The sequence below is a fragment of the Streptomyces sp. RLA012 genome, from assembly GCF_056270325.1.
In genome coordinates this window covers 336,239-354,674 of the sequence record NZ_JBWDPA010000002.1, presented here as the reverse complement: position 1 = coordinate 354,674, position 18,436 = coordinate 336,239, and the positions used below count along the sequence as shown (strand labels likewise).

The following is an 18,436-nucleotide window of genomic DNA, read 5'->3' as shown; positions in this document are numbered from 1 at the left end:
TGCGAGCCGGGGCTCCCCGGCGACCCTCGGCCGCCCCTGCCTGAGCCACCGACACAGCGACCTTCTACGGGGCTCTGGCTGCGGAGGTTCCGCTTCGAACTCCGGGCGCTCCCGTCACCTCCGAGGCGAGCCCAGCACCCATGCGGCCGAGCGCGAAGAGGAACCCCCAGCAGCGATGCGGACTCGCGCTGCCCGCTTCCTCGGCATATGAATTCAGGACCTCTGGACCCGGCCGAAGTCCTTACAGATGGCGCCGCTGGGTGACGACTTGTATTGGCCTTGAACACGGTCAAACGCTATGCCCGTGCCGATCAGCCCGAGCGGATGCTCCGCATCCCCAAATACCGTGCCGGCCCTGTCGATCCGTACCGCGCACACCAGCGTAAACACCGGTCCGAGGACCCCGCCGTCCCTGTCCGGCACCTCTTTGAAGAGATCAAGGCTCTCCGCTTCACGCGCCGCCTCAACCTCCTGCACCAGTACATCAACGAAGGCCGTGCGGACACCGGCCGCAGCCACATCTCTGAGCGCAGACTCGGGGTCTGGAACGAGACCGCGATGCTGTGATCGCCGGGTTCTCGCTCCAGTACAGCAACGGCCCGACCGAGGGTGTCAACACCAAGACCAAGTTGATCGCGCACCAGATGCACGGACGAGCAGGCTTCACCCTCCTTCGCCACCGCATCCTCCTCGGATAGCGACACTGTCCGTCACCACCGAATGTGGGACAGGGCCACTCGTTTGCTAGCGTTCGGGCGCATGGAAGACGGCGTGTACGTGGGCAATGCAGGCAAGGACGCGGCATTGGACCGGGGATGGCTACTCGGGCACTTCAAGGAGCACGGTGGTCCTCGCCACAGCCACGCTGTGGAGGTCAAATGGGGCGTCCACCCACGTGGCGAACAGCGAGCGCAGTGGGTGAAGGGCGAAGTGCGTACAGCTCTCCTGGTTCTCATCACGGGTCGCTTCCGTATGGAGTTCCCCGGTCGTAGCGTGCTACTGGAAGAACAGGGCGACTATGTCGTCTGGGGCCAGGGCGTGGATCACTCTTGGGTCGCGGAGGATGAGTCGGTAGTACTGACCCTGCGATGGCCTTCGGTGCCTGGATACGCGGTACCGGAGGAAGAACAGACGAGTTCGTAAAGCCGAGTGCGGCCTTGCCCGTCACTGAGCCTTCTCCAACCAGCCCGACAGGCTGGGCAGTTGGCCTGACAGACAAGTGACAAGTGAAGCCCCTGGTAGATGGGTTTTCGACCAAGAAAACCGTCTCCACCAGAGGCTTCGCATGCTTGTCCACCCGTCCGGCATCGACGTGTCCAGCTCTTCCCTCCGCTTCCTCGCCGCCCGCCTGAGGGAACGTCGGCGCGCTCTCGGCGCCCGATGGCGGCGCCTGAGCGCGGGCCGACAGGCCCTGCTCACCCTCGCCCGCTGAACCGTTCCGGATTCGGTAGAGACTCTAGATTGTGGCTGTGGCCTGCAGTTTTGGCTGCTGTTGGTAATAGACGGCTTCGTATTCGGCTGGCGGGACGTGGCCTATCTCACCGTGGGGTCGGCGGTGGTTGTACCAGTCGGCCCACTCCGCCGTGGTCAACTCGACGTCGCTGAGGGCCTTCCATGGCCGCTGAGGCTTGATGAGCTCGGTCTTGTACAGGCCGATCGTCGATTCCATCAGTGCGTTGTCGAGGGCGTCGCCGACGGTGCCGATGGACGCCGCGATCTGTTCGGCGGTCAGGTGGGCGGCGAGGCGGAAGCTGGTGTACTGCGATCCGGCATCGGAGTGATGGATCAACTCCCCTGCGATGACAGGGGTGTTCGCGCGGTCACGTTGCCACAGGCCCATTTCGAGTGCGGACAGTACCAGCGGCGTCTGCTTGTTCGTCGCGGCGGACCAGCCGACGATCCGGCGGGAGAAGGTGTCCACGACGAACGCGACGTAGATGGTGCCCGACCAGGTGGCCACGTAGGTGAAGTCGGCGACCCACACCCGGTTGGGGGTGCTGGCCACGAACTGCCGCCCAGCCGGTCCGGGGCCCGGTCTGCTTCCTTGTCCGCCCTGGTGGTGACGGCCTTCTTCCCGCGCACCGCTCCCGTGATGCCTTCGGCCTTCATCAGGCGCTCGACAGTGCACCGGGCCACCTGATGTCCTTGCCGTTTCAGTTCGGCCCAGATCTTGCGGGCTCCGTGGACGCTGTAGTTGTCGCGGTAGATCTTGGTGATGAGCGGTGCCAGTTCCGCGTCCCGCAGTGAGCGGGCCGACGGCATGCGCTTCTTGTGTGCGTAAAAGGTGGACGGGTGGATGCTGCAGTCGTGCTCGGTGAGCGTCCTGCAGATCGGCTCGACTCCGCCGAAGCGGTCCCGGTGCTCGTCGATGAACGCTACGAGCGTGTGTGTGGCCGGTCGAGCTCGGCCGCGAAGAAACTCGCCGCGGCCTTCAAGATCTCGTTCGCCCGCTTCAGCTCGGCGACTTCTTTCCTGAGGGACTTGAGCTGGGCGGATTCCCCGGTCGTGGTACCGGTCCGGGCACCGGCGTCGACTTCGGCCTGACGCACCCAGTTCCGCAGGGACTCCGGCCCGATGTCGAGTTTCGCTCCGATCGAGCGGATCGCCGCGGACTCGGTCTTGTACTGATCACGAGTCTCCAGGACCAGACGCACGGCCCGCTCCTTGAGCTCCTTGGGGTATTGCTTCGCCATAACGGACTCGATCCTTCCAAAAGATCGAGCCTCGATCAAACCCGGAACGGTTCACCGTCCATGATCCGCAGCTATCAGGGCATCCTGAATAAGACAGGTTGCAAACCCAGACCGGCAGACGACCATCAAAAAGATCAAGGAGTGGCGCGGACTCGCCACCCGCTACGACAAGCCCCCGACCAGCTACCTCGCCGGACTCCACCTACGCGGCGCGATCATCTGGCTCCGTAGCCTCCATTGAAGACCGGAACTCGGCACACGCTCTACGGCCGGTAGCGGATCTCCAACATCACGCAGCCTCCGGTTGTCCGGTACGGGCCGTGTTCCATGCCCGGGGGCCGGGCGGCGAAGTCTCCGGCGCAGAAGGTCTGGTCCAGGGTCAGGTCGTGCAGGTCGCCTTCGAGCAGATAGACCTCCTCGACCCACTCGTGCCGGATCACGCCGGAGAGCGAGGTGTCGAGGCCGGGCTCCCAGCGCACCAGCCGGGTCAGCACCTCCGGATCGGCCTCGTCCCTGCTCAGAATCCTCTCGGTGGTCCCGGGTTGAGGCCCCGTACGCCACTGCATGGCATCCGGTGAGAAGAATTCCCGCTCGTTCTTCATGACAGTGACCTTCTGTAAGCAGTGAGGAGTAAGGAGCCGGGGTTGGCCGGAGCCCGCTGGAAACATGACGTACGGGGTCGGAGGCTGCAACATTGGCGTTTGCGGCGGTCCCACCTACGTGCCCCGGGCCGTTCCGGTGCGCCGGGAGGCCGACCTTGTTTGAGACAGCGTAGTCGTCGCCCAAGGCGAGCAGGATCACGAAGAACTCGGCCGTGGTCCCGGCAACGACGACATCGATGCCGTGCCGAGTGACGGGCGTCCACGCGCGGCCGTTGCCCATGCCTTCCGTGTTCGTGACCCAGCTTGTGTCCCGACCGAGCAACTTCGTCCCTCGCGTGGCCGCCCGCTCCGCGTGATCGCGGTCCCGGAGAAGGCTCCGCGAGTAGACGAGATCGAAGGCCGACAGGTTGGTCATCAGCTCGGTCGCTCCCTCCGAGTCAACGGGCCGAAACGCTGCCACAGTACGAAGTCACGGGCCTCGACCCGGCTCGCGAGGCACCAGGGAACCTCCACCGCCTGCAAGAACCGGACCCACGCCAACAGCTCGTAGGCGTAGGAGCCCAGCGATGCCGGACTCGAGTCGTCGGCAACCATGTGGTGCAGAAACTCACTGACTGCCGCCACCTCGGTGCCATCGGCGTCCACGAGCCGGAACGGCCGCAGCGGGTCACTGCTCTTCTCGACGCGGCCGATCCGCTCCACTCTCAGTGCCGCCACATCCCGGACCGTCGTGTTGTGCGCCGGCATCCATACCTCCACGGGTCGTACGTCCTCGACGACACGCGATCAGACCGGATCCGCCCCGACAGGCGCAGTTACCACGGAGCTCCAGCAGCAGCTACAACCCCCTTGCGGTCACTATGCGTTGACCTCAGCACGGCCCAGGAAGCGTCCAATCTGGTTCGGTCAACGGGACGTCAGATGCTCACTCCTTCGACCGGGCCCGGCCCAGCGGACACGACTTGCCGACATCCGCGCCAACCTGATCGCCCGCATCGCCGAGGCCGAACGCGAAGGCCGGCTCGGCGAGGTCGAAGGGCTACGGGTCAGCCTCGCTGGGGCAGAAGAGAAGATCGCCAAGCTCGATGCCCGCCAGGAGCGCAGGTCATCGAGGGTGTTCCTCGGAGTCCCCTCGTTCGGCCAAATCGGAGCTCGAACGGGCGGTGAGCCCTGATCACGAGTCGACGCCTGGAGCCTGACGGCTCCCCGTGCGGCAGGTTGGATACGGTCATGTGGTCGATCGGACAGCCACTGCCTAGGCTTTGCGGGCGAGCAGGTGAACCTCCTGGAACTGCCGCCGATCGGTGGGCTGAGGCTCGCGAACCATCCGGGCCACCTCGGCCAATCCGGACCTGCGCAGCATCGCGGCGAGGTGATCAGGCCACCACCGATAGGCCGGCGCGACTGTGTGATCGAAGACCTGCGTCGGGTGAGACGGATCCTCGCTTGCCGAAAAGCCGACCAGAAGGTGGCCGCCAGGTGCCAGCACACGATGGAACTCCGCCAGGATGACGGGGAGTTCCCGCGGCGGAGTGTGGATGATGGACCAACGTGAGAGTACGCCGCCCAGCACGCCGTCAGCGATGTTCAACGCGGCCATCGAGCCCACGTCGAACCGCAAGCCCGGATAGGCCTGTCGAGCCAACTTGATCATCGCAGGAGAGGCATCAACACCAAACGCCGCCAGCCCAAGCTCGTCCAGATAAGCGGTGATATGGCCGGGCCCACACCCCAGGTCCGCGACCTGACCGTCCCCACTCGCACTTACGGCCTCGGCGAAGGCACCCAACATCGCGCGGTCCAGGGGACTGTCGCGCAGCGTGTCGCGGAACAGCTGCGCATAGGTGGGGGCAGCAGCGTCGTAAGCCTCGCGGGTGGCACTGAGGGCATCGTGTTCGACCATGCTCGCGACAGTAGTTCCTGGCCCCGAGGCGAGCCGAGAGAATCACGATCTTCCCTCCCGCCCGTTCGCCCGGGCTATCGCCAGTTCAGAGAAGCCTGTCTGACCTGCAATGCCGGTGATTTAGGGTGTTTTCGCAGGTGAGGATAGGTGTCCTGGGTTCCCTGTGACTTTGAGTGAGTAGCTGACTTGGCTCGGAGGGCGGGGTTCGTCCCGGCGTTTGGCTTCGAAGGTGTTCCTCGGTGGCTTCTTCAGTCGTTGGCAGCGGCGGTCACGGCGTGAGGGCAGGAGGTCGTTGAGGAGTTCCTGGACTGCTTCGAGTCGGGCGGCGCACAGGGTCTGCGGGTTCGCTGCGGTCTGTCCGGCGGTCGTGAGCCGGGCGAGCTGCACCGTCGTGGTGAAGGAGATCCGGTCGGGATCGACCTCGCCCTGTTCGGCTGCGTGGACTTTGAGCGCGCATAGTGCCTGGTAGACGGTGAGGAGTGCGTAGATCTCCTGGCAGATGAGCTCGGGGGTCTTGGAGCGCAGGATGAAGCCGGCGCCGCGCAGCCGGTTTTTGAGTTCGGCGAAGCCGTTCTCGATCTCCCAGCGTTGGTGGTAGAGCTGGGCCAACTGCCGTGCGGGCGCCTGCCGGTGGTCGAGCAGGCTGGTCGCCAGGCGGAACTTCTCCACCTGGGCCGGCCTGTCCTGGGACCGGACGGTCACGGTGTAGTCGATGATGCGCACGAGGTGTCCTTCGGGCAGTCCCGTCGGGGTGCGGCCGTGGAAGCGGGCGTTGCCCAGGCGCTGGCCCTCGGCGGGGGTGGGCATGACGGACACGTACGAGCCGTCGGGCAGAACCCACAGGGGTGGCAGGACGAGGTTCTTCTTGATCCGCCAGGCGAGGTGGCAGCCGGTCGCCTCGACCAGGCCCCACAGTTCATGGCCGGCGAAGTTGCGGTCGGCCAGCAGCAGCATGCCGGGCCGCAGGGAGGCGAGCAGGCGGCGGGCGAGCTTGTGCTCGCTGAATCTGGCGATCGAGTCGAAGGCCGCGTCGATGATGGCGTGGGTGCCGCATTCGATCAGGGCCATAAGCCTGACCTGAGGGTTTCCGCTCTTGTTGGTGCCGTCGCGGCCGGTGAATCCGAACGCGGCGGCATTCCCGGGTGTCCGGCACGTCCAGCGCGGTGCCGTCCCAGGCGACCAGCCGCAGGCCGAAGGCGAACGCTCCCGGGGTCGCGGGTGTCGCCTGGGCGCCGCACCGGCGTTCGAAGAGCGCCTGGAACGGCTTGTCGCCCAGGCGCTGGCGGGCTCTGGTGAGGGCCGAACTGGTGGGCAGGCGCTGGACGAGGCCGCCGGGCAGGTGCCGCAGTTTCTCGGTCAGGGCTCGCAGGACCACCCGGTATCCCGGTGGCCCGGCACTGTCGGAGCTGCTGAACAAGCACAGGGCCAGGACGAAGTAGACCACCGCGCGGGCTGGCAGAAGCCTGCGACGGCACTCTGCCCTTCCGGTCAACTCCAGTACCTCGTCGACCACTTCGGGGGTGATCTCCTCAGTGAGTACGCCGAGCCGGATCCGGTCGCCGAACTGCGGCTCCAACCGCCTACGGGGACTTCGAGGAGACATCGGACGGGGCGTCGGCATGACGATTGAGGCAGCAGTGATGGCAGACTGAGCGCCCAACGGGGCTCCCTTGCAGACAGTCGGATCTTGGTCGATCTTCTGTCCTACCGGGAGCCCCGTTGCCATGTCCCGAGATCATCTGGCGCATCATCAGATCGGGGCGAATCTCCGCATGCGCCCCAGGGGCCTACGCACCCAAAATCACCATCCGTATGGCGCCCACCTGCACCGATGCACTAAATCACCGGCATTGGTCTGACCTGCCCGATGTTCATCACCACCCCCGAGTTCCTCCCGCAGCACCGCGAACAGCGCCAGCAGCTGCTGCAGATCGTCTCCGCCGCCGAGGCCCGAGGCCGGGCACGGGTGGTGGAGATGAACCGGCAGGTCCTGGGCAATCCGGAGCAGATCATCACCGCGCTGGAAGCCGACCCCGATGAGCCGGAGGCGACCGCTGACGCGAGCTGACAACAGCCGGCACATCACATCGAGGCCGCCCGCCGCCGCAGCCAGTACACCCGCTCCAGGGCCATCCAGGCACTACGCTCCCTCGACGCGGCCGGAGAGCCGGTCACCTTCGATGCCGTCGCCCAGCAGGCGGGCGTCTCCCGGTCCTGGCTCTACGGCCAGCCGGACCCGCGGGCTGAAGTCGAGCGCCTGCGGGCAGCACACCAACGGGCACCCGCTTCCCCGGTTCCGGCGCGCCGGCGGACCTCCGATGCCTCCCTGCCGCGGCGACTCGAAGCGGCGAACACCCGTGCCCGGCACCTGGCGGAGGAGAACCGCCGTCTCCGCGACCAGCCGGCCGGCGCACTGCGCGAGCAACGAGCTGGAAGAATCACGCGAGACCAAGTGAGGGGACAGCGATGACTACCGCCGACGAGCAGGACCGACTACTACGGGGACCCAGAACCGCTCTCGAACGAGCCCGGCGGGACCAGGCGACGTGGGCCGACCTCGCCTACTGCGCTCAGGGAACAGACGAAGGTCCCGTGACCGACCGCAACAGAGCCGCCCGCTTCGCCGTTCTCTGGGCACTGCAATACGACCGCCGCCCCCAGGACCGACCGCTCCTGCGCTTCCTCCTCCAGCAGCAGATCACCGACTACCGCGAGGCCGTCCCCTGGGGCATGGCCCCCGACCTGACCCTCGCGGGGTTCCTGGTCGCCGAGCACCGACGGGTCGAGGACCTGTGGCTGCACTGGGACGCCAAGAACATCAGCTTCGACACGGCCCTGGGCTACCACCTCTACCACCTCCTCACCGCAGGCATCGCCGCCAGTACCGAGACGGTGCAAGCCAGCTCTCACCCTGACCGCGACCGCATCCTGGGCGACATCACATCGGCCCGCCACACTGACGCTGCCGTCGAAGAATGGCTGGACCAGCAACGCACACGATTCCCCGCCGATCCGGCCGACGAAGGGCTCAAGGCGTGGGCCTACCATGCTGCCCGCCTGGGCGAGCGCGAGTCGTCGCGCCTGTTCATGACCGAGTGGGCTGCCGGCGAGCCGCGAACCGGCAGCACGCTCAACACGCTGCAGTTCCACCTCGCTCACCTCGGCTATCTCGCCGAAGCCGTGGACGTGCAGAAAGAAGCCGTCGCGCTCAGCGATTCGGCGGCATGGGCGAGGGGGAGCAATCTGCTCACCCTCGCCCTGCTGCAACGACGAACGGACGACTTCGCGGGGGCCTGGCAAACGCTCCAGGAGGTTCAGCGCGACCTGCCGCCAGACAAGCACGGCTTCGAGCAGGGGAAGTGGCGACACTTCGTCAAGGAGTGCTTCCTTCTCGTCCCGATCGCACCTGACACCTCTACCGCGCGGAGTCTCCTCGCTGCGAGCGAGCAGCATCTGCAAGGTATTCCCCGACTCTGGATGGACGTAGTCCTCGACGCCGCAATCGCGGCCGCCGAACACACCGGCGATCCGCAGGCACTCCACCGCTACGGCGCACTGCAGCAAGCTGCGGCCCGCGAACGAGCTCAGGAGGTCGGCCGGGCAACCCGCCCCTCTGCGCCAGGACCAGCTACCTCGTGAACCCCAGCACCCAGCGCACGCAGACGAGTCAGCCCGCCGGAAATCGTGGGGGTGCGTCTCGCCCCGATATCGATCAGTCAGCTGTCCTACATGCCGCCGACACGGCCAACTCCGCCTCGACAACAACGTCGTCAACGCGAACGCCAAGGTCACAGGGACGAGGTTTCTGCCACCCCGAGAGGACCGCGTGACATCCAGCCTGGTCGAAGGGAAGCGAGCCGACTCGGCACGGCGCCCTGATCGCGTGATGAAGGCCCTGGATGCGGCCTTGTGGACCGGAAGCGACATCACGGTCTCCGGCCTCGCCCGGGCCGCCCGAGTCGATCGCAGTTTCCTCTACTGTCACCGTGACCTGCTCGAACACGTTCACGCCGCTGCTGCCGACATGCCTTTCGAAGAGGCCGACTGGCTGTCGTCAGGTGTTCCTCCTTGCGGGCCGACCTCGCCAACGCGCTGGAGCGGAGCATCCGTCTCGCCACGCGAGTAATCCAGTTGGAGAAGCGGTTTCGCGCAGCTCGGCGAGCAGGCACGGAGCGATTCCGGGCTCGGGGCCGCACCGGATGTCGACCAACTCCAGCGACGCATCCTCATGGTGGAACAGGAAATCGCGGAGAAGAGCGGGGAGCTTGAGAAGAGGACGGAGGAACTCGAAGCAGCTCGGGCCGCCAACAGGGAGGTGACCCATGCGTTGAACCAGCCTCACCGAGCCACGCTTCATCTTCGCCGGATACTCACGCATCGCCTCCCTTGGGGAAGAAGCCCGTGACCTGCAGCGCATCTGCTCGCAGAGGAATGACCTGACGGTTCAGTAACGGCTGTGGGGAGCACGCGTGTACACGATAGGCGCAAATGTGCGATCCGCCGCGTGAACAAAGCAGTGAAGGCGCCTACTAACGAGATTGATCCGGCATTTGTCCGGGGTGAGCTGTTGACGTCATTCGCCGACGGAATGGACCGCGGCAGTTGGGGAGTTCGGCGCACACTTGTACAGGACGATGCACTTGGATGACATAAAGATTAACCACCACGTGGTACAGAAGGTCTCATGACTACCGGAATACCTGGTCTCGCCGAGTTGTGGCATCGCTTCGAGAACTGGCTGGCCGAGCATGCTCCCGGAGATCACGGGTCCTTGCGGCCGGGTTGTTCGGACGGCGAGATCAAGCGCCTGGAAGACGGCCTCGGCTTCCCTCTCCACGAGGATGTGAGGACAACCCTCGGACTGCACAACGGTGTCACCACGCGGAGAGCCAGTACGGAGCCGGGAGCCTTTCTCCTCGGCTACAGCCTCCTGGGCGTCGACGGAATTCTGGAAGCTCATCGAGATCTCGTTCTGATGGTGGAGGATGCCCGCGAGGAGGGCGAAGAGGACCTGGTTGTCGGCCGCATCGCCGACAGTCAGTGGGTTCCTCTCGCCCGGGATGTGGCCGGCGATCTGCTGTTCGTGGACCACAGGTATCACCACTCGGGAGAGATCGGGGAAATGTCGTTCGGTGATCCCGAGTACAGAATGCTGTGGCCGCGCATGGATCTCATGCTGGCGGATCTGTGCAACTCGGTGGCGAACCGGACCCCGGTGACCTCCGTCCCCCGAGTTCCTCATCTGCATGAGGGGCGGATGCTCGAGTGGCGCATCCGCCCCGCACACGAGTGATCCCTGCTCAGGTCAGCTGATGTCGCAGACCTCGCTGAGATCGCAGGAGTCGTAACCGGTGTTGACGTAGTGGGCGTCGTCGACCAGCAACCTCACCGCCGGTGTGAACCAGCCCAACGTGCAGCCGGCCGCCGTGTTCTGGCTGGACGTGATGGCGGCATGGCCGCAGATCTCGTTTCAGGTCGGATAGGCATAGTTCTCGTCGAGCTTGAGCGTGTAGGTACCGTCGGACTTCTTTACCGCGCACATCTGCACTGAGGTTCCCCCGGCGTGTGGGAGGTGCTGATCAGCTGGTCAGGGCGGGTTGACGGGGTTTCAGGTTCGTTCGTTCGGCCGTTGCCTGGTCGGCGTAGTGCTTCTCCTCGAACTCGATCGGGCTGAGGTAGCCGAGCCGCTTCTGGATGCGCCGGGAGTTATAGAAGCCGTCGATGTACTCGAACAGTGCGAGATTCGCCTCGGCCCGGGTGGCGAAGACGCGGCCGCGGATGCACTCCGTCTTGATGATCATCCACAGGTTCTCCGCGAGAGCGTTGTCGTAACTGTCCCCGACCGAGCCCATGGATGCTTCAACTCCCGCTCGCGGCAGCCGCGTTGTGAGCTTCACGGATGTGTATTGACAGCCGTGATCCGCATGGTGGATCAGCTTGCCCGGTTCGGCTTCCCGGCTCGCGAGCGCGTACTCGAGGGTGGTCAGGACCAGGTCGGCGTCCGCGTGGGCGGAGGTCTCCCAGGCGACCACCCGACGGGAGAACGCGTCCCGGATCGCCGAGAGCCACAAGGGCCCCTCACCGGTGGTGATCATGGTGAGGTCGGTGACCCACAGCCGGTTCGGCGCCGGTGCGGTGAAGTCCCGCTCGACCAGGTCCGGGGCGAGTGTGGCCCTGGGGTCGCGGCGCGTGAGGCCGCCCCGGCGCGGACTGATCCCCGCGATCTCGGCCTCGCGCATCAACCGCTCGACCCGCTTGCGCCCCACGTGGACGCCCTCGCGCTTGAGCACAGCGTGCACGCGCGGCGAGCCGTAGATCCCGCCGGACTCCGCGTGGATCTCCTTGATCCGCTCGGTCAGCTCGACGTCGCGGCGCCGCCGTTCGCACGGTTCACGCTCAGCCTGTCGCCAGCGGTAGTAGGTGGAGGAGGCGATGTGCAGTTCCCGGAGTACGGGCTCGACCCCCAGGCTGGGGTGCTCGTCGAGGAGCGCGGTCACCTGGGCCGGGTCGGGTCGAGCTGGGCCGCGAAAAAAGCCGAGGCCGTCCGCAGGACCTCGTTCGCCCGCTTGAGCTGGGCGTTCTCCTTGCGTGGCACGGCGAGTTCGGCGCGCTCGTCGGTGGTGAGCCGGTCGTCACGCTCGTCGGCGTCGGCCTCGGCCTGGCGGATCCAGCCGCGCAGGGCCTCCGGGTGCACGCCGAGATCGACGGCGAGCTTTTTGATCTGGGGCTTCGGATCGGCGGCGCGATACATCCGTACCGCACGCTCACGCAACTCCAGCGAGTACTTTCTGGGGGCGGCCATGGTCGATGTTCCTCTCATGAGTCCCATCTGACCCTCTGTCAACACACTCCGCATCTCGGGGTGCCTCTGTGTCTTGTCAAGTCGCCTGAGGCGGCGGGAGTTTGGACATTCGCTCGTCTGCGATCATGATGCGCCACACGTGATCGGCGAGACGGCGTTTCAGGCAGCGTTTGGCTTCCCGAGGTGTCTTTCCTTCGGAGAGTTTCCGCTGGTAGTAGGCATGTCCTGGAGAGTTCGGCATCCTGATCTGGGTGACGGCGATGGTGTGGAGGACGGAGTTGAGCTGACGGTCGCCGGAGCGTGAGAGCCGGTGGCGGGCCTTGTCCGCGCTGGCGATCTCGACCGGGGCGGCGCCGGTGTAGTTCGCGAACGCCGCAGCGGTGCCGAAGCGGCTGGCGCGTCCGACGCGGCCGACGAGCCGTGCCGCCAGCACCGGCCCGACGCCGGGCGTGTTCATCAGCGTGCTGCCCGAGGCCCCGACGAGTTCTTCCATACGGGCGGCGTTCTCGGCCAGTCGCTTGTCCAGCGCGCGGATCTCAGTGACCAGCTCGCGGGCAAGGTCCTTGCGGACCTTTTCGGCGTCGCCGGCGGGGCGGACCGTGCGCAGCAGCGCGGCGGCCTGGTCCGCCGACAGCTGAGGCGGAGCACCGCCGGGCAGCAGATCACGCAGCAACGCGTGCAGCTGGTTGACGGTGCGGACCCGGGCCTGGGCAAGGTTGACGCGTCGCTCGTCGAGCAGGGCCAGGGCCGTGGTGTGGTCGTCCACGTTCACCTCGCGCCCGTCTCCGTGGATGTAGGCCGTGGCCGCGGCGGCAGCGTCGATCCGGTCGTTCTTGCGGCCACCGCCACGGGTGAGCTGACGGACGCGGCTGGTCGCCGAAGCGGGTACATCGATGACGTTCTCGCCACGGGCGACGAGCCACTGGGCCAGGTGGCGGCCGAGCCCATTGGCGTTCTCCACCACCCACCTGCGCTGCGGCCAGCGGCGGCCCCAGGTCAAGAGACGCCGGTACTCCGCCAGGTTCGCCTCGATCCTCAGCGAGCCCGCCTGCTGATTCGAGGCAGGGTCGACGGCGGTAGCGGTGTGAGTGGACTTGTGCGGGTCAACACCGAGCAGAATCACGGGAGTTTATTCCTCACGGACGGACGACAGGGCGTCCACGGCCGACACGCCGACTTCCGGAACCGCTGCCGGGACACGCCTCTGTTGAGTCAGACCGTGGCCGGACACCGGGTCGGCGGCACACCCCGAGCGAGCCAGCCCCGAGGGGCGGCAGGAACCTCACGAGCCATCCAACCCGGCCTCCTACGGAAACGCTACGAGCGGCCAACCCGACCGCGCTCCGCTACGGCCAATACAAGTCGGGAACCTCAGGGTGCCGGGTGCCGGGTGCCGGGTGCCGGATTCGGTTGGGCAGGGCCCGGATCGCGCGCCGGACCGGTTCGGTGACGGGGTGTCCGACGGAGAAGAAGGTCTGGATGCCCTGAGCCCGCGGATTGCGCAGGTGGGTCAGGAACGCTTTGGAGCCTCCGGCGCTGTCGGCGCGGATGAGGATGTCGGTGCCGTGGCGGTGGGCATCGGGGATCTGGGCGAGGGCGGCGTCCAGGACGGTGATGTGGTCGCTCGCGGTGTTCGCACCGGCGTTGCCCGGCCGCAGCAGGCCGCCCAGGGCCTCGCCGGTGTTGTCCAGGAAGCACAGCAGCGGATGGAAGCCGAAGCCGTGTTTGTAGGTGGCGGCCGCCCGTTCCTTCTCGGAGTGGCAGGTGACGAGGGTGGCGTCCAGGCCTGGCGCGTCCTGGCCGGCATCGACACCACCACACCCGCCGCACTGCGCACAGCCCGCGCCGCTGCCCGGGAGATCGCCTGGTTGCAGGCCGCCGAGACCCGGCGCGGGATACCGATCCCCGGCGCGGGCGGACGAGACCTGCCCGGCCTGTTCCTGTTCCTGGACCTGGACCTGGACCTGGACCTGCGGTGGAGGTGGAGGCGACCGGACCGAATACCTCGCGCTGGTCGCGCAGGAGGGCCAGGTCGGCTGTTGCCTCGCCGCCGTCGGCGAGCATCACCGCCAAGTCGACCGCCACCCGGCCGGGATCGTGGCCGGTGGCGCGCGGCCGTAACCGGTGCAGTGCGTTGGCGAAGGAGCCGGTCAAGCCCGTGGCGTCGGCGAGATCGGCCAGCAGGCGGGATCCGGCGTGGCTGACCACCCCGTGACCGTCGGTCGAGACGACGAGCTTGGGACGCGACCGGGTGGTGCGCACGCGGAAAGTGCCTTCCTGCTGTGCTGAGAGAGATCAGTTGTTGCCGGGCGGCGCGGTGGTGGGGTCGTTGCAGTAGACCGTGCCCGTGCTCTCCTCAGAACCGGCAGGTTCGACGTTTCGGCAGGCCGGGCTCAGGCACAGGCCCTGAGGAATTCGATGAGCGCCGCGTTCACCTCGTCCGGGCGTTCCTGCTGGGTCCAGTGCCCGCAACCGGCCAGTTTGAGGGGCTCGCGCCAGAGGTTGGGCATGAGGTCGGGGAGGCGTTCGATGAGTTCGGGTGTGCCGGGGAAGGCGGGAACGGCGTCGCGGTCGCCGTAGATGTACAGGGCGGGCCGGGTGACGACGGCGCCGTGCCAGGGAGCGGTGAGTTCCCAGTTGCGGTCGAGGTTGCGGTACCAGTTGAGAGCGCCGGTGAAGCCCTTGGAAAAGCTCTCGGTGAGTGCGTCGAGATCGTCCTCGGTGAACCACTCCGGCAGTACCTCGGGGTCTGGCATGGCCGCGAGCCAGCCACGCTCGGGGTCGACCAGCGGCTGCTTGCCCCCGGGGGCGCCCGGAGCGTCGCCGGAGGCCGAATAGAAGAACTTCCGCAACGCCGTACGGGTGTCCTTGGCGAACTCGGCGTCGGCGACACCGGGGCGGTTGAAGTAGTTCCAGTAGAAGCGGCCGCCGAACTCCTTGTCCATGGCGGCCAGCGGAGGCTGCGTCCCGCGGAAGGGCGGTGGCACGCTCAGGCCGGCCACCCCGAGCACCATGTCGGGTCGCAGCAGCGCGGTGTGCCAGGCGACCGGCGCGCCCCAGTCGTGCCCGACGACGTACGCCTTCTCCTCGCCCAGGGCCTGGATCAGTCCGACGACGTCGCCCACCAGGTGGAGGATGCTGTACGCCTCGACGTCGTCGGGATGGTCGCTGCGTCCGTATCCACGCTGGTCGGGGGCGACCACTCGGAAGCCCGCATCGGCCAGCGGGCCGAACTGGTGGTGCCAGGAGTGCCATGACTCGGGGAAGCCGTGCAGGAGGACCACCAGGGGGCCGTCGCCTTGCTCGGCGATGTGTAGTCGCACGCCGTTCACGTCAACCATTCGATGCTGAACCATGTGCATGAGCGTACGTGCCGTGATCTTCGGGCGGTGGTGTCGACACTGTGCCTACGAGAAGCCCGCCTCGCGCGTCTCGCAGGGAGCCGACGGAGCGACTCGGCTGGGAGGTCGCCGTGCGGCGCTCTGAACCCGGCCTGGTCCGCACAGGGCGGGAGGCCGGGCTCCGGGCTCGCGGCAAGCCGATTCCCGCGCAGACGGCGGACACCGCGCAGACACAGATCACCAGGGCCATCACCTTCCTGACCTGGATCAAGAACCACGGGGGAGACACTGGCCACCTGCCGACAGCCACTCGTCGACCTTTGGCTCATCTCCGAGAACCACCAAGGCCCTTACACAGCCCAGTCGTTCTCCCCCTGGGCCGTCCGCAGCAAGCATGCCTCCGGGATCAACATCCCCACCCGGCCCCGGCGGGTCGACCACCGCGCCCTCGACGCCGACGAACGCTGGGCCATCGCCCGCCAACTCGGCGAAGCCGAGCAGGGGCAGGACGAACAGCTTGCCCTTCCAGAACGACAGCAGCCGCTCCGGCATCGCGATCGAGCCCTCGCCGCGCGGGCTCTCCTCGGCCACCCGCCGGTACACCGGCAGTGCGCCCGCCAGAGTGACGATCACCAGCACGATGGTCGTCACCGGGGACGCCGGCCCGGCGGCCAGGGCGGCAATGCCGGGCTGGTAGCCCAGCGGGGAGAAGTAGTCGACACCGGTCAGGCGCGTGATCCACAGGCCCAGGGTGGTGCGCACGTCGAAAGGGGTGCCGGGAGAGGAGAGGTGTGTCAGGGGCGAATGCGCAAGGTCATGTCGTACGCCGTCTCGCGGCTGCCTTGGAGGAACGTGACGCGGATGAGGAGGACGTGCGCCTCCGGAGGAGGGGCGGGGTGATCGAGCAGTGGATGGTGAAGGAGTCGTCCTGCAGCTTCAGCTTGCGGATCGACAGCTCGTGGCCGCCGTCGAGGATCGGCAGGGTGAGGAGCGGAGCCCTGGTCACTTCGGCTCTCTTTCCTCCGGGCGTGACTGGGTCTGTGCGGTGGTACGGCGGCTATGCGGTGAGGCGGCCGTGCTGCGCGGGACTTCCGGCCACGTAGTGGACGTACTCGCGCTCCAGTCGGAATCCGGCGGTCCAGGCGAGCAGGCGGCTGGGGCGGTTGTCGCGGGAGCAGGACCAGCTCGCGGTGTGGCCGCGGGCCGCGATGTCCGCGCACAGGGCGGTGACGCAGGCGATGGCGAGATGTTCACGCCGGCGCTCGGGGACGGTGACGCAGGCGATGTCCTCGTACGCGCTGCTCAGGAAGTAGGCGCAGGCGAGGGCGAGGACGCGGTCCTTGTGGAAGGCGGCCCAGCCGAGACCGGAGGCCGCGAGGGCGGTCAGTCCGCCCCATGTGCCGTGGACCCAAGCCGCGTCGCTGTCGAGTTCGGCGAGGGCCGGGGCGTGCTCGGGCGTCAGCCGTTGCACCGTCACGCCCCACGGGAGACGAGGTGCCGAGGTGGGCGGAGTGCGCTGTACGTACACCATGCGCTCCCACGGGGTGACCTGGTCGAAGGCGGTGGCGAGGGCGGGGAGGAAACGATCGGGTGCGTCGATGTAGCAGTTGGCCAGCGGTGTGAGGCCCCCGGTGGCGAGGGCATCCGGGTCACCGCGCAGCAGAGCGTGGTCGGCGCAGCGTACGGCGACGGTACGTGGGTGCACCGCCCGGTCCGCCCACCATTGCCCGGTCCCGGTCGCCAGGGCGTGCTCGGCGAGGGCGGCGGGGCCGGGCGCTGCGGCGGGGAACCACCGGGAGAGGGCGGGGATTTGGTGGGGGAGGAGCTGGATCACGAGGGTTGCCTTTCACTGGATGCGGGGCGACCCCGGTGTGTGCTGGGGTCGCCCCTGGGGCTCAGCGCTGACCGGCCTTGCGGCCGTGGTTCGCCTTGTTCTTGCGGCGGGCCCTCTTCTTGCGGGTGCGCTTCGACATGTGCATCAACTCCGTTACATGGAAGGGAAAGTTCAAGCGGTGCGGCCGACGAGCAGATCGGCGAGCCTGTTGAGGCGCTTGATCGTGCGGTCCTCGGTGGCGGCGGGGGCCGGTTCGACGCGCTCGGCACGGTCGTAGTAGGCGCCGTTGACGATTTCGACGGCCGGGTCGCAGAGGCGGACCACGTACGCCGCACCCTCGGCCGGCGTGACGCCTTCGTGCGCGTACAGCGGCAGCAGCGCCGTGTCGCAGACGCCGGGGTGGACGGAGACCGCGGTGACGCGCGGGTCGGCGGCGAAGACGGTGAGCGCCAGCTGTGACTGGGCGTAGGCGGCGAGCCGGGAGTAGCGGCGGGCGCGGTTGGGGTCGCTCCACTGGATGTTCGCGGTGCGGTGCAGGGACGACGAGACGTTGACGACTCGGCCGCCCGCGTCGCTGGTGAGCGCCGGTTCCAGCAGACATGTCAGGAGGTAGTGGGCGAGGAAGTTGACCTGGAAGGAGATCTCGTTGCCGTCCGTGGTGACGGTGTGTCGCTCGGGCGCCGCGATGCCCGCGTTGTTGACGAGGACGTCGAGGCGCGGGTGCTCGGCGACGACACGGTTCGCCAGGGACTCGACCTCGTCGAGGTGCGTGAAGTCGGCGCAGAGGGGGTGGAGTTGGGCGGCGTCAATACCCGCCGTGGCGACCAGGCGGTCGGCGGCGGCGCGCGCTTCCTCGGCGGTGCGGCCGTGCAGCAGCACGGTGGCACCGCGTTCGGCGAGCTGCCGGGCGGTCTCCAGGCCGATGCCGGAGGTGGCCCCCGTGACGAGGACGGTGTGGTCGGGAAGAGGGGAGAGCTCGTGCTCAGACATGGTCCATCCAGGGTTGCGGGCATGTCGGCGGCCCCTGTGCGGGGATGCCGGACATGTGCGGATACGAAGGACGGGGCGCCGGAACGAATCACGGCGCCCCGAGGGCTACGGACGACGCGTCGGCGTCAGCGGAGAGCGGACGCGGGCGTTTCCGGGCAGCGAGGCGCACGACGGGTCGCGCCGGTACTCGGCGGCCGGTCGAAGAGAAGCCATGCGCTGTTCACAGAGTCCATGGAAGCCGTCCCGCACGGTCCGGACAAGCACAACTTCC

16 protein-coding genes and 7 pseudogenes are annotated in these 18,436 nt (G+C 67.4%); 7 read left to right on the top strand and 16 right to left on the bottom strand.

From position 1 onward, the window contains the following. Positions 1 to 264: 264 nt before the first annotated feature. The 3 genes and pseudogenes from RV986_RS01950 to RV986_RS01940 form a co-directional block, all read left to right on the top strand. Positions 265 to 698: pseudogene (locus tag RV986_RS01950) on the top strand (transposase); the annotation flags it as partial. 61 nt (positions 699 to 759) lie between these two features. Then, positions 760 to 1,143 carry a cupin domain-containing protein gene (locus RV986_RS01945; RefSeq protein WP_475915707.1) on the top strand — a complete coding sequence of 128 codons (384 nt, stop codon included), beginning with the start codon at positions 760 to 762 and terminating at the stop codon, positions 1,141 to 1,143. 142 nt (positions 1,144 to 1,285) lie between these two features. Continuing rightward, positions 1,286 to 1,426, top strand: a pseudogene (locus RV986_RS01940) (IS5/IS1182 family transposase); the annotation flags it as partial. Between the two features lie 30 nt (positions 1,427 to 1,456). Here the strand turns inward: RV986_RS01940 and RV986_RS01935 are convergent. From RV986_RS01935 to RV986_RS01910, 6 genes and pseudogenes are all read right to left on the bottom strand, one after another. Further along, positions 1,457 to 2,693 (bottom strand): annotated as a pseudogene (locus tag RV986_RS01935) (IS3 family transposase). Between the two features lie 263 nt (positions 2,694 to 2,956). Continuing rightward, a complete protein-coding gene (locus RV986_RS01930; protein ID WP_475915706.1) occupies positions 2,957 to 3,295 on the bottom strand; it encodes a cupin domain-containing protein in 339 nt (112 codons plus the stop codon). Positions 3,296 to 3,709: 414 nt separating this feature from the next. Further along, complete coding sequence (locus tag RV986_RS01925) at positions 3,710 to 4,042, bottom strand: hypothetical protein (RefSeq protein WP_475915705.1); 333 nt, start codon at positions 4,040 to 4,042, stop codon at positions 3,710 to 3,712. Positions 4,043 to 4,550: 508 nt separating this feature from the next. Beyond that, positions 4,551 to 5,198, bottom strand: a complete 648-nt coding sequence (locus RV986_RS01920; RefSeq protein ID WP_475915704.1) for a class I SAM-dependent methyltransferase — start codon at positions 5,196 to 5,198, stop codon at positions 4,551 to 4,553. 120 nt (positions 5,199 to 5,318) lie between these two features. Next, positions 5,319 to 6,338: pseudogene (locus RV986_RS01915) on the bottom strand (IS4 family transposase); the annotation flags it as partial. Positions 6,339 to 6,453: 115 nt separating this feature from the next. Continuing rightward, positions 6,454 to 6,801 (bottom strand): annotated as a pseudogene (locus RV986_RS01910) (transposase domain-containing protein); the annotation flags it as partial. Between the two features lie 264 nt (positions 6,802 to 7,065). Between RV986_RS01910 and RV986_RS01905 the strand changes: the two are divergent. From RV986_RS01905 to RV986_RS01890, 4 genes are all read left to right on the top strand, one after another. Continuing rightward, the gene (locus RV986_RS01905; RefSeq protein ID WP_475915703.1) at positions 7,066 to 7,266 is read left to right on the top strand and encodes a hypothetical protein; all 201 of its coding nucleotides are present in this window, start codon (positions 7,066 to 7,068) and stop codon (positions 7,264 to 7,266) included. An 18-nt stretch (positions 7,267 to 7,284) separates the two neighbouring features. Beyond that, complete coding sequence (locus RV986_RS01900) at positions 7,285 to 7,668, top strand: DUF6262 family protein (RefSeq protein WP_475924152.1); 384 nt, start codon at positions 7,285 to 7,287, stop codon at positions 7,666 to 7,668. Between the two features lie 122 nt (positions 7,669 to 7,790). Continuing rightward, the gene (locus tag RV986_RS01895) at positions 7,791 to 8,837 is read left to right on the top strand and encodes a hypothetical protein (RefSeq protein ID WP_475915702.1); all 1,047 of its coding nucleotides are present in this window, start codon (positions 7,791 to 7,793) and stop codon (positions 8,835 to 8,837) included. Between the two features lie 1,045 nt (positions 8,838 to 9,882). Next, positions 9,883 to 10,491, top strand: coding sequence for an SMI1/KNR4 family protein (locus RV986_RS01890; protein WP_475915701.1), 609 nt, complete (start codon positions 9,883 to 9,885; stop codon positions 10,489 to 10,491). A gap of 286 nt (positions 10,492 to 10,777) precedes the next feature. Here the strand turns inward: RV986_RS01890 and RV986_RS01885 are convergent, their stop codons facing one another. From RV986_RS01885 to RV986_RS01840, 10 genes and pseudogenes are all read right to left on the bottom strand, one after another. Continuing rightward, complete coding sequence (locus RV986_RS01885) at positions 10,778 to 11,695, bottom strand: IS3 family transposase (protein WP_475915700.1); 918 nt, start codon at positions 11,693 to 11,695, stop codon at positions 10,778 to 10,780. Further along, complete coding sequence (locus tag RV986_RS01880; protein WP_475915699.1) at positions 11,692 to 12,000, bottom strand: transposase; 309 nt, start codon at positions 11,998 to 12,000, stop codon at positions 11,692 to 11,694. The genes RV986_RS01885 and RV986_RS01880 overlap by 4 nt, the downstream gene beginning before the upstream one ends. Before the next feature lie 76 nt (positions 12,001 to 12,076). Then, the gene (locus RV986_RS01875) at positions 12,077 to 13,123 is read right to left on the bottom strand and encodes an IS110 family RNA-guided transposase (protein ID WP_475915698.1); all 1,047 of its coding nucleotides are present in this window, start codon (positions 13,121 to 13,123) and stop codon (positions 12,077 to 12,079) included. Between the two features lie 295 nt (positions 13,124 to 13,418). Continuing rightward, a pseudogene (locus RV986_RS01870) lies at positions 13,419 to 14,262 on the bottom strand (transposase); the annotation flags it as partial. 131 nt (positions 14,263 to 14,393) lie between these two features. Continuing rightward, positions 14,394 to 15,356: an alpha/beta fold hydrolase gene (locus tag RV986_RS01865; RefSeq protein WP_475915697.1), complete on the bottom strand. Its 963-nt coding sequence runs from the start codon at positions 15,354 to 15,356 to the stop codon at positions 14,394 to 14,396. Positions 15,357 to 15,827: 471 nt separating this feature from the next. Next, positions 15,828 to 16,103 (bottom strand): annotated as a pseudogene (locus RV986_RS01860) (hypothetical protein); the annotation flags it as partial. Positions 16,104 to 16,155: 52 nt separating this feature from the next. Further along, on the bottom strand, positions 16,156 to 16,347 hold the full coding sequence (locus RV986_RS01855) for a hypothetical protein (RefSeq protein ID WP_475915696.1): 192 nt from the start codon (positions 16,345 to 16,347) through the stop codon (positions 16,156 to 16,158). Between the two features lie 51 nt (positions 16,348 to 16,398). Beyond that, positions 16,399 to 17,175, bottom strand: a complete 777-nt coding sequence (locus tag RV986_RS01850; protein WP_475915695.1) for a GNAT family N-acetyltransferase — start codon at positions 17,173 to 17,175, stop codon at positions 16,399 to 16,401. Between the two features lie 61 nt (positions 17,176 to 17,236). Beyond that, positions 17,237 to 17,314 (bottom strand): 50S ribosomal protein bL37, encoded by a 78-nt coding sequence (locus tag RV986_RS01845; RefSeq protein ID WP_371651371.1) that lies wholly within the window; start codon positions 17,312 to 17,314, stop codon positions 17,237 to 17,239. Positions 17,315 to 17,346: 32 nt separating this feature from the next. Further along, positions 17,347 to 18,165 carry an SDR family NAD(P)-dependent oxidoreductase gene (locus RV986_RS01840; RefSeq protein WP_475915694.1) on the bottom strand — a complete coding sequence of 273 codons (819 nt, stop codon included), beginning with the start codon at positions 18,163 to 18,165 and terminating at the stop codon, positions 17,347 to 17,349. Positions 18,166 to 18,436: the final 271 nt, after the last annotated feature.

Coding starts and splice junctions, on each gene's coding strand:
- RV986_RS01890 (WP_475915701.1), top strand. CDS start 9,883: ATGACTACCGGAATACCTGGTCTCGCCGAGTTGTGGCATCGCTTCGAG.
- RV986_RS01840 (WP_475915694.1), bottom strand. CDS start 18,165: ATGTCTGAGCACGAGCTCTCCCCTCTTCCCGACCACACCGTCCTCGTC.
- RV986_RS01905 (WP_475915703.1), top strand. CDS start 7,066: ATGTTCATCACCACCCCCGAGTTCCTCCCGCAGCACCGCGAACAGCGC.
- RV986_RS01845 (WP_371651371.1), bottom strand. CDS start 17,314: ATGTCGAAGCGCACCCGCAAGAAGAGGGCCCGCCGCAAGAACAAGGCG.
- RV986_RS01925 (WP_475915705.1), bottom strand. CDS start 4,042: ATGCCGGCGCACAACACGACGGTCCGGGATGTGGCGGCACTGAGAGTG.
- RV986_RS01930 (WP_475915706.1), bottom strand. CDS start 3,295: ATGAAGAACGAGCGGGAATTCTTCTCACCGGATGCCATGCAGTGGCGT.
- RV986_RS01920 (WP_475915704.1), bottom strand. CDS start 5,198: ATGGTCGAACACGATGCCCTCAGTGCCACCCGCGAGGCTTACGACGCT.
- RV986_RS01865 (WP_475915697.1), bottom strand. CDS start 15,356: ATGGTTCAGCATCGAATGGTTGACGTGAACGGCGTGCGACTACACATC.
- RV986_RS01945 (WP_475915707.1), top strand. CDS start 760: ATGGAAGACGGCGTGTACGTGGGCAATGCAGGCAAGGACGCGGCATTG.
- RV986_RS01880 (WP_475915699.1), bottom strand. CDS start 12,000: ATGGCCGCCCCCAGAAAGTACTCGCTGGAGTTGCGTGAGCGTGCGGTA.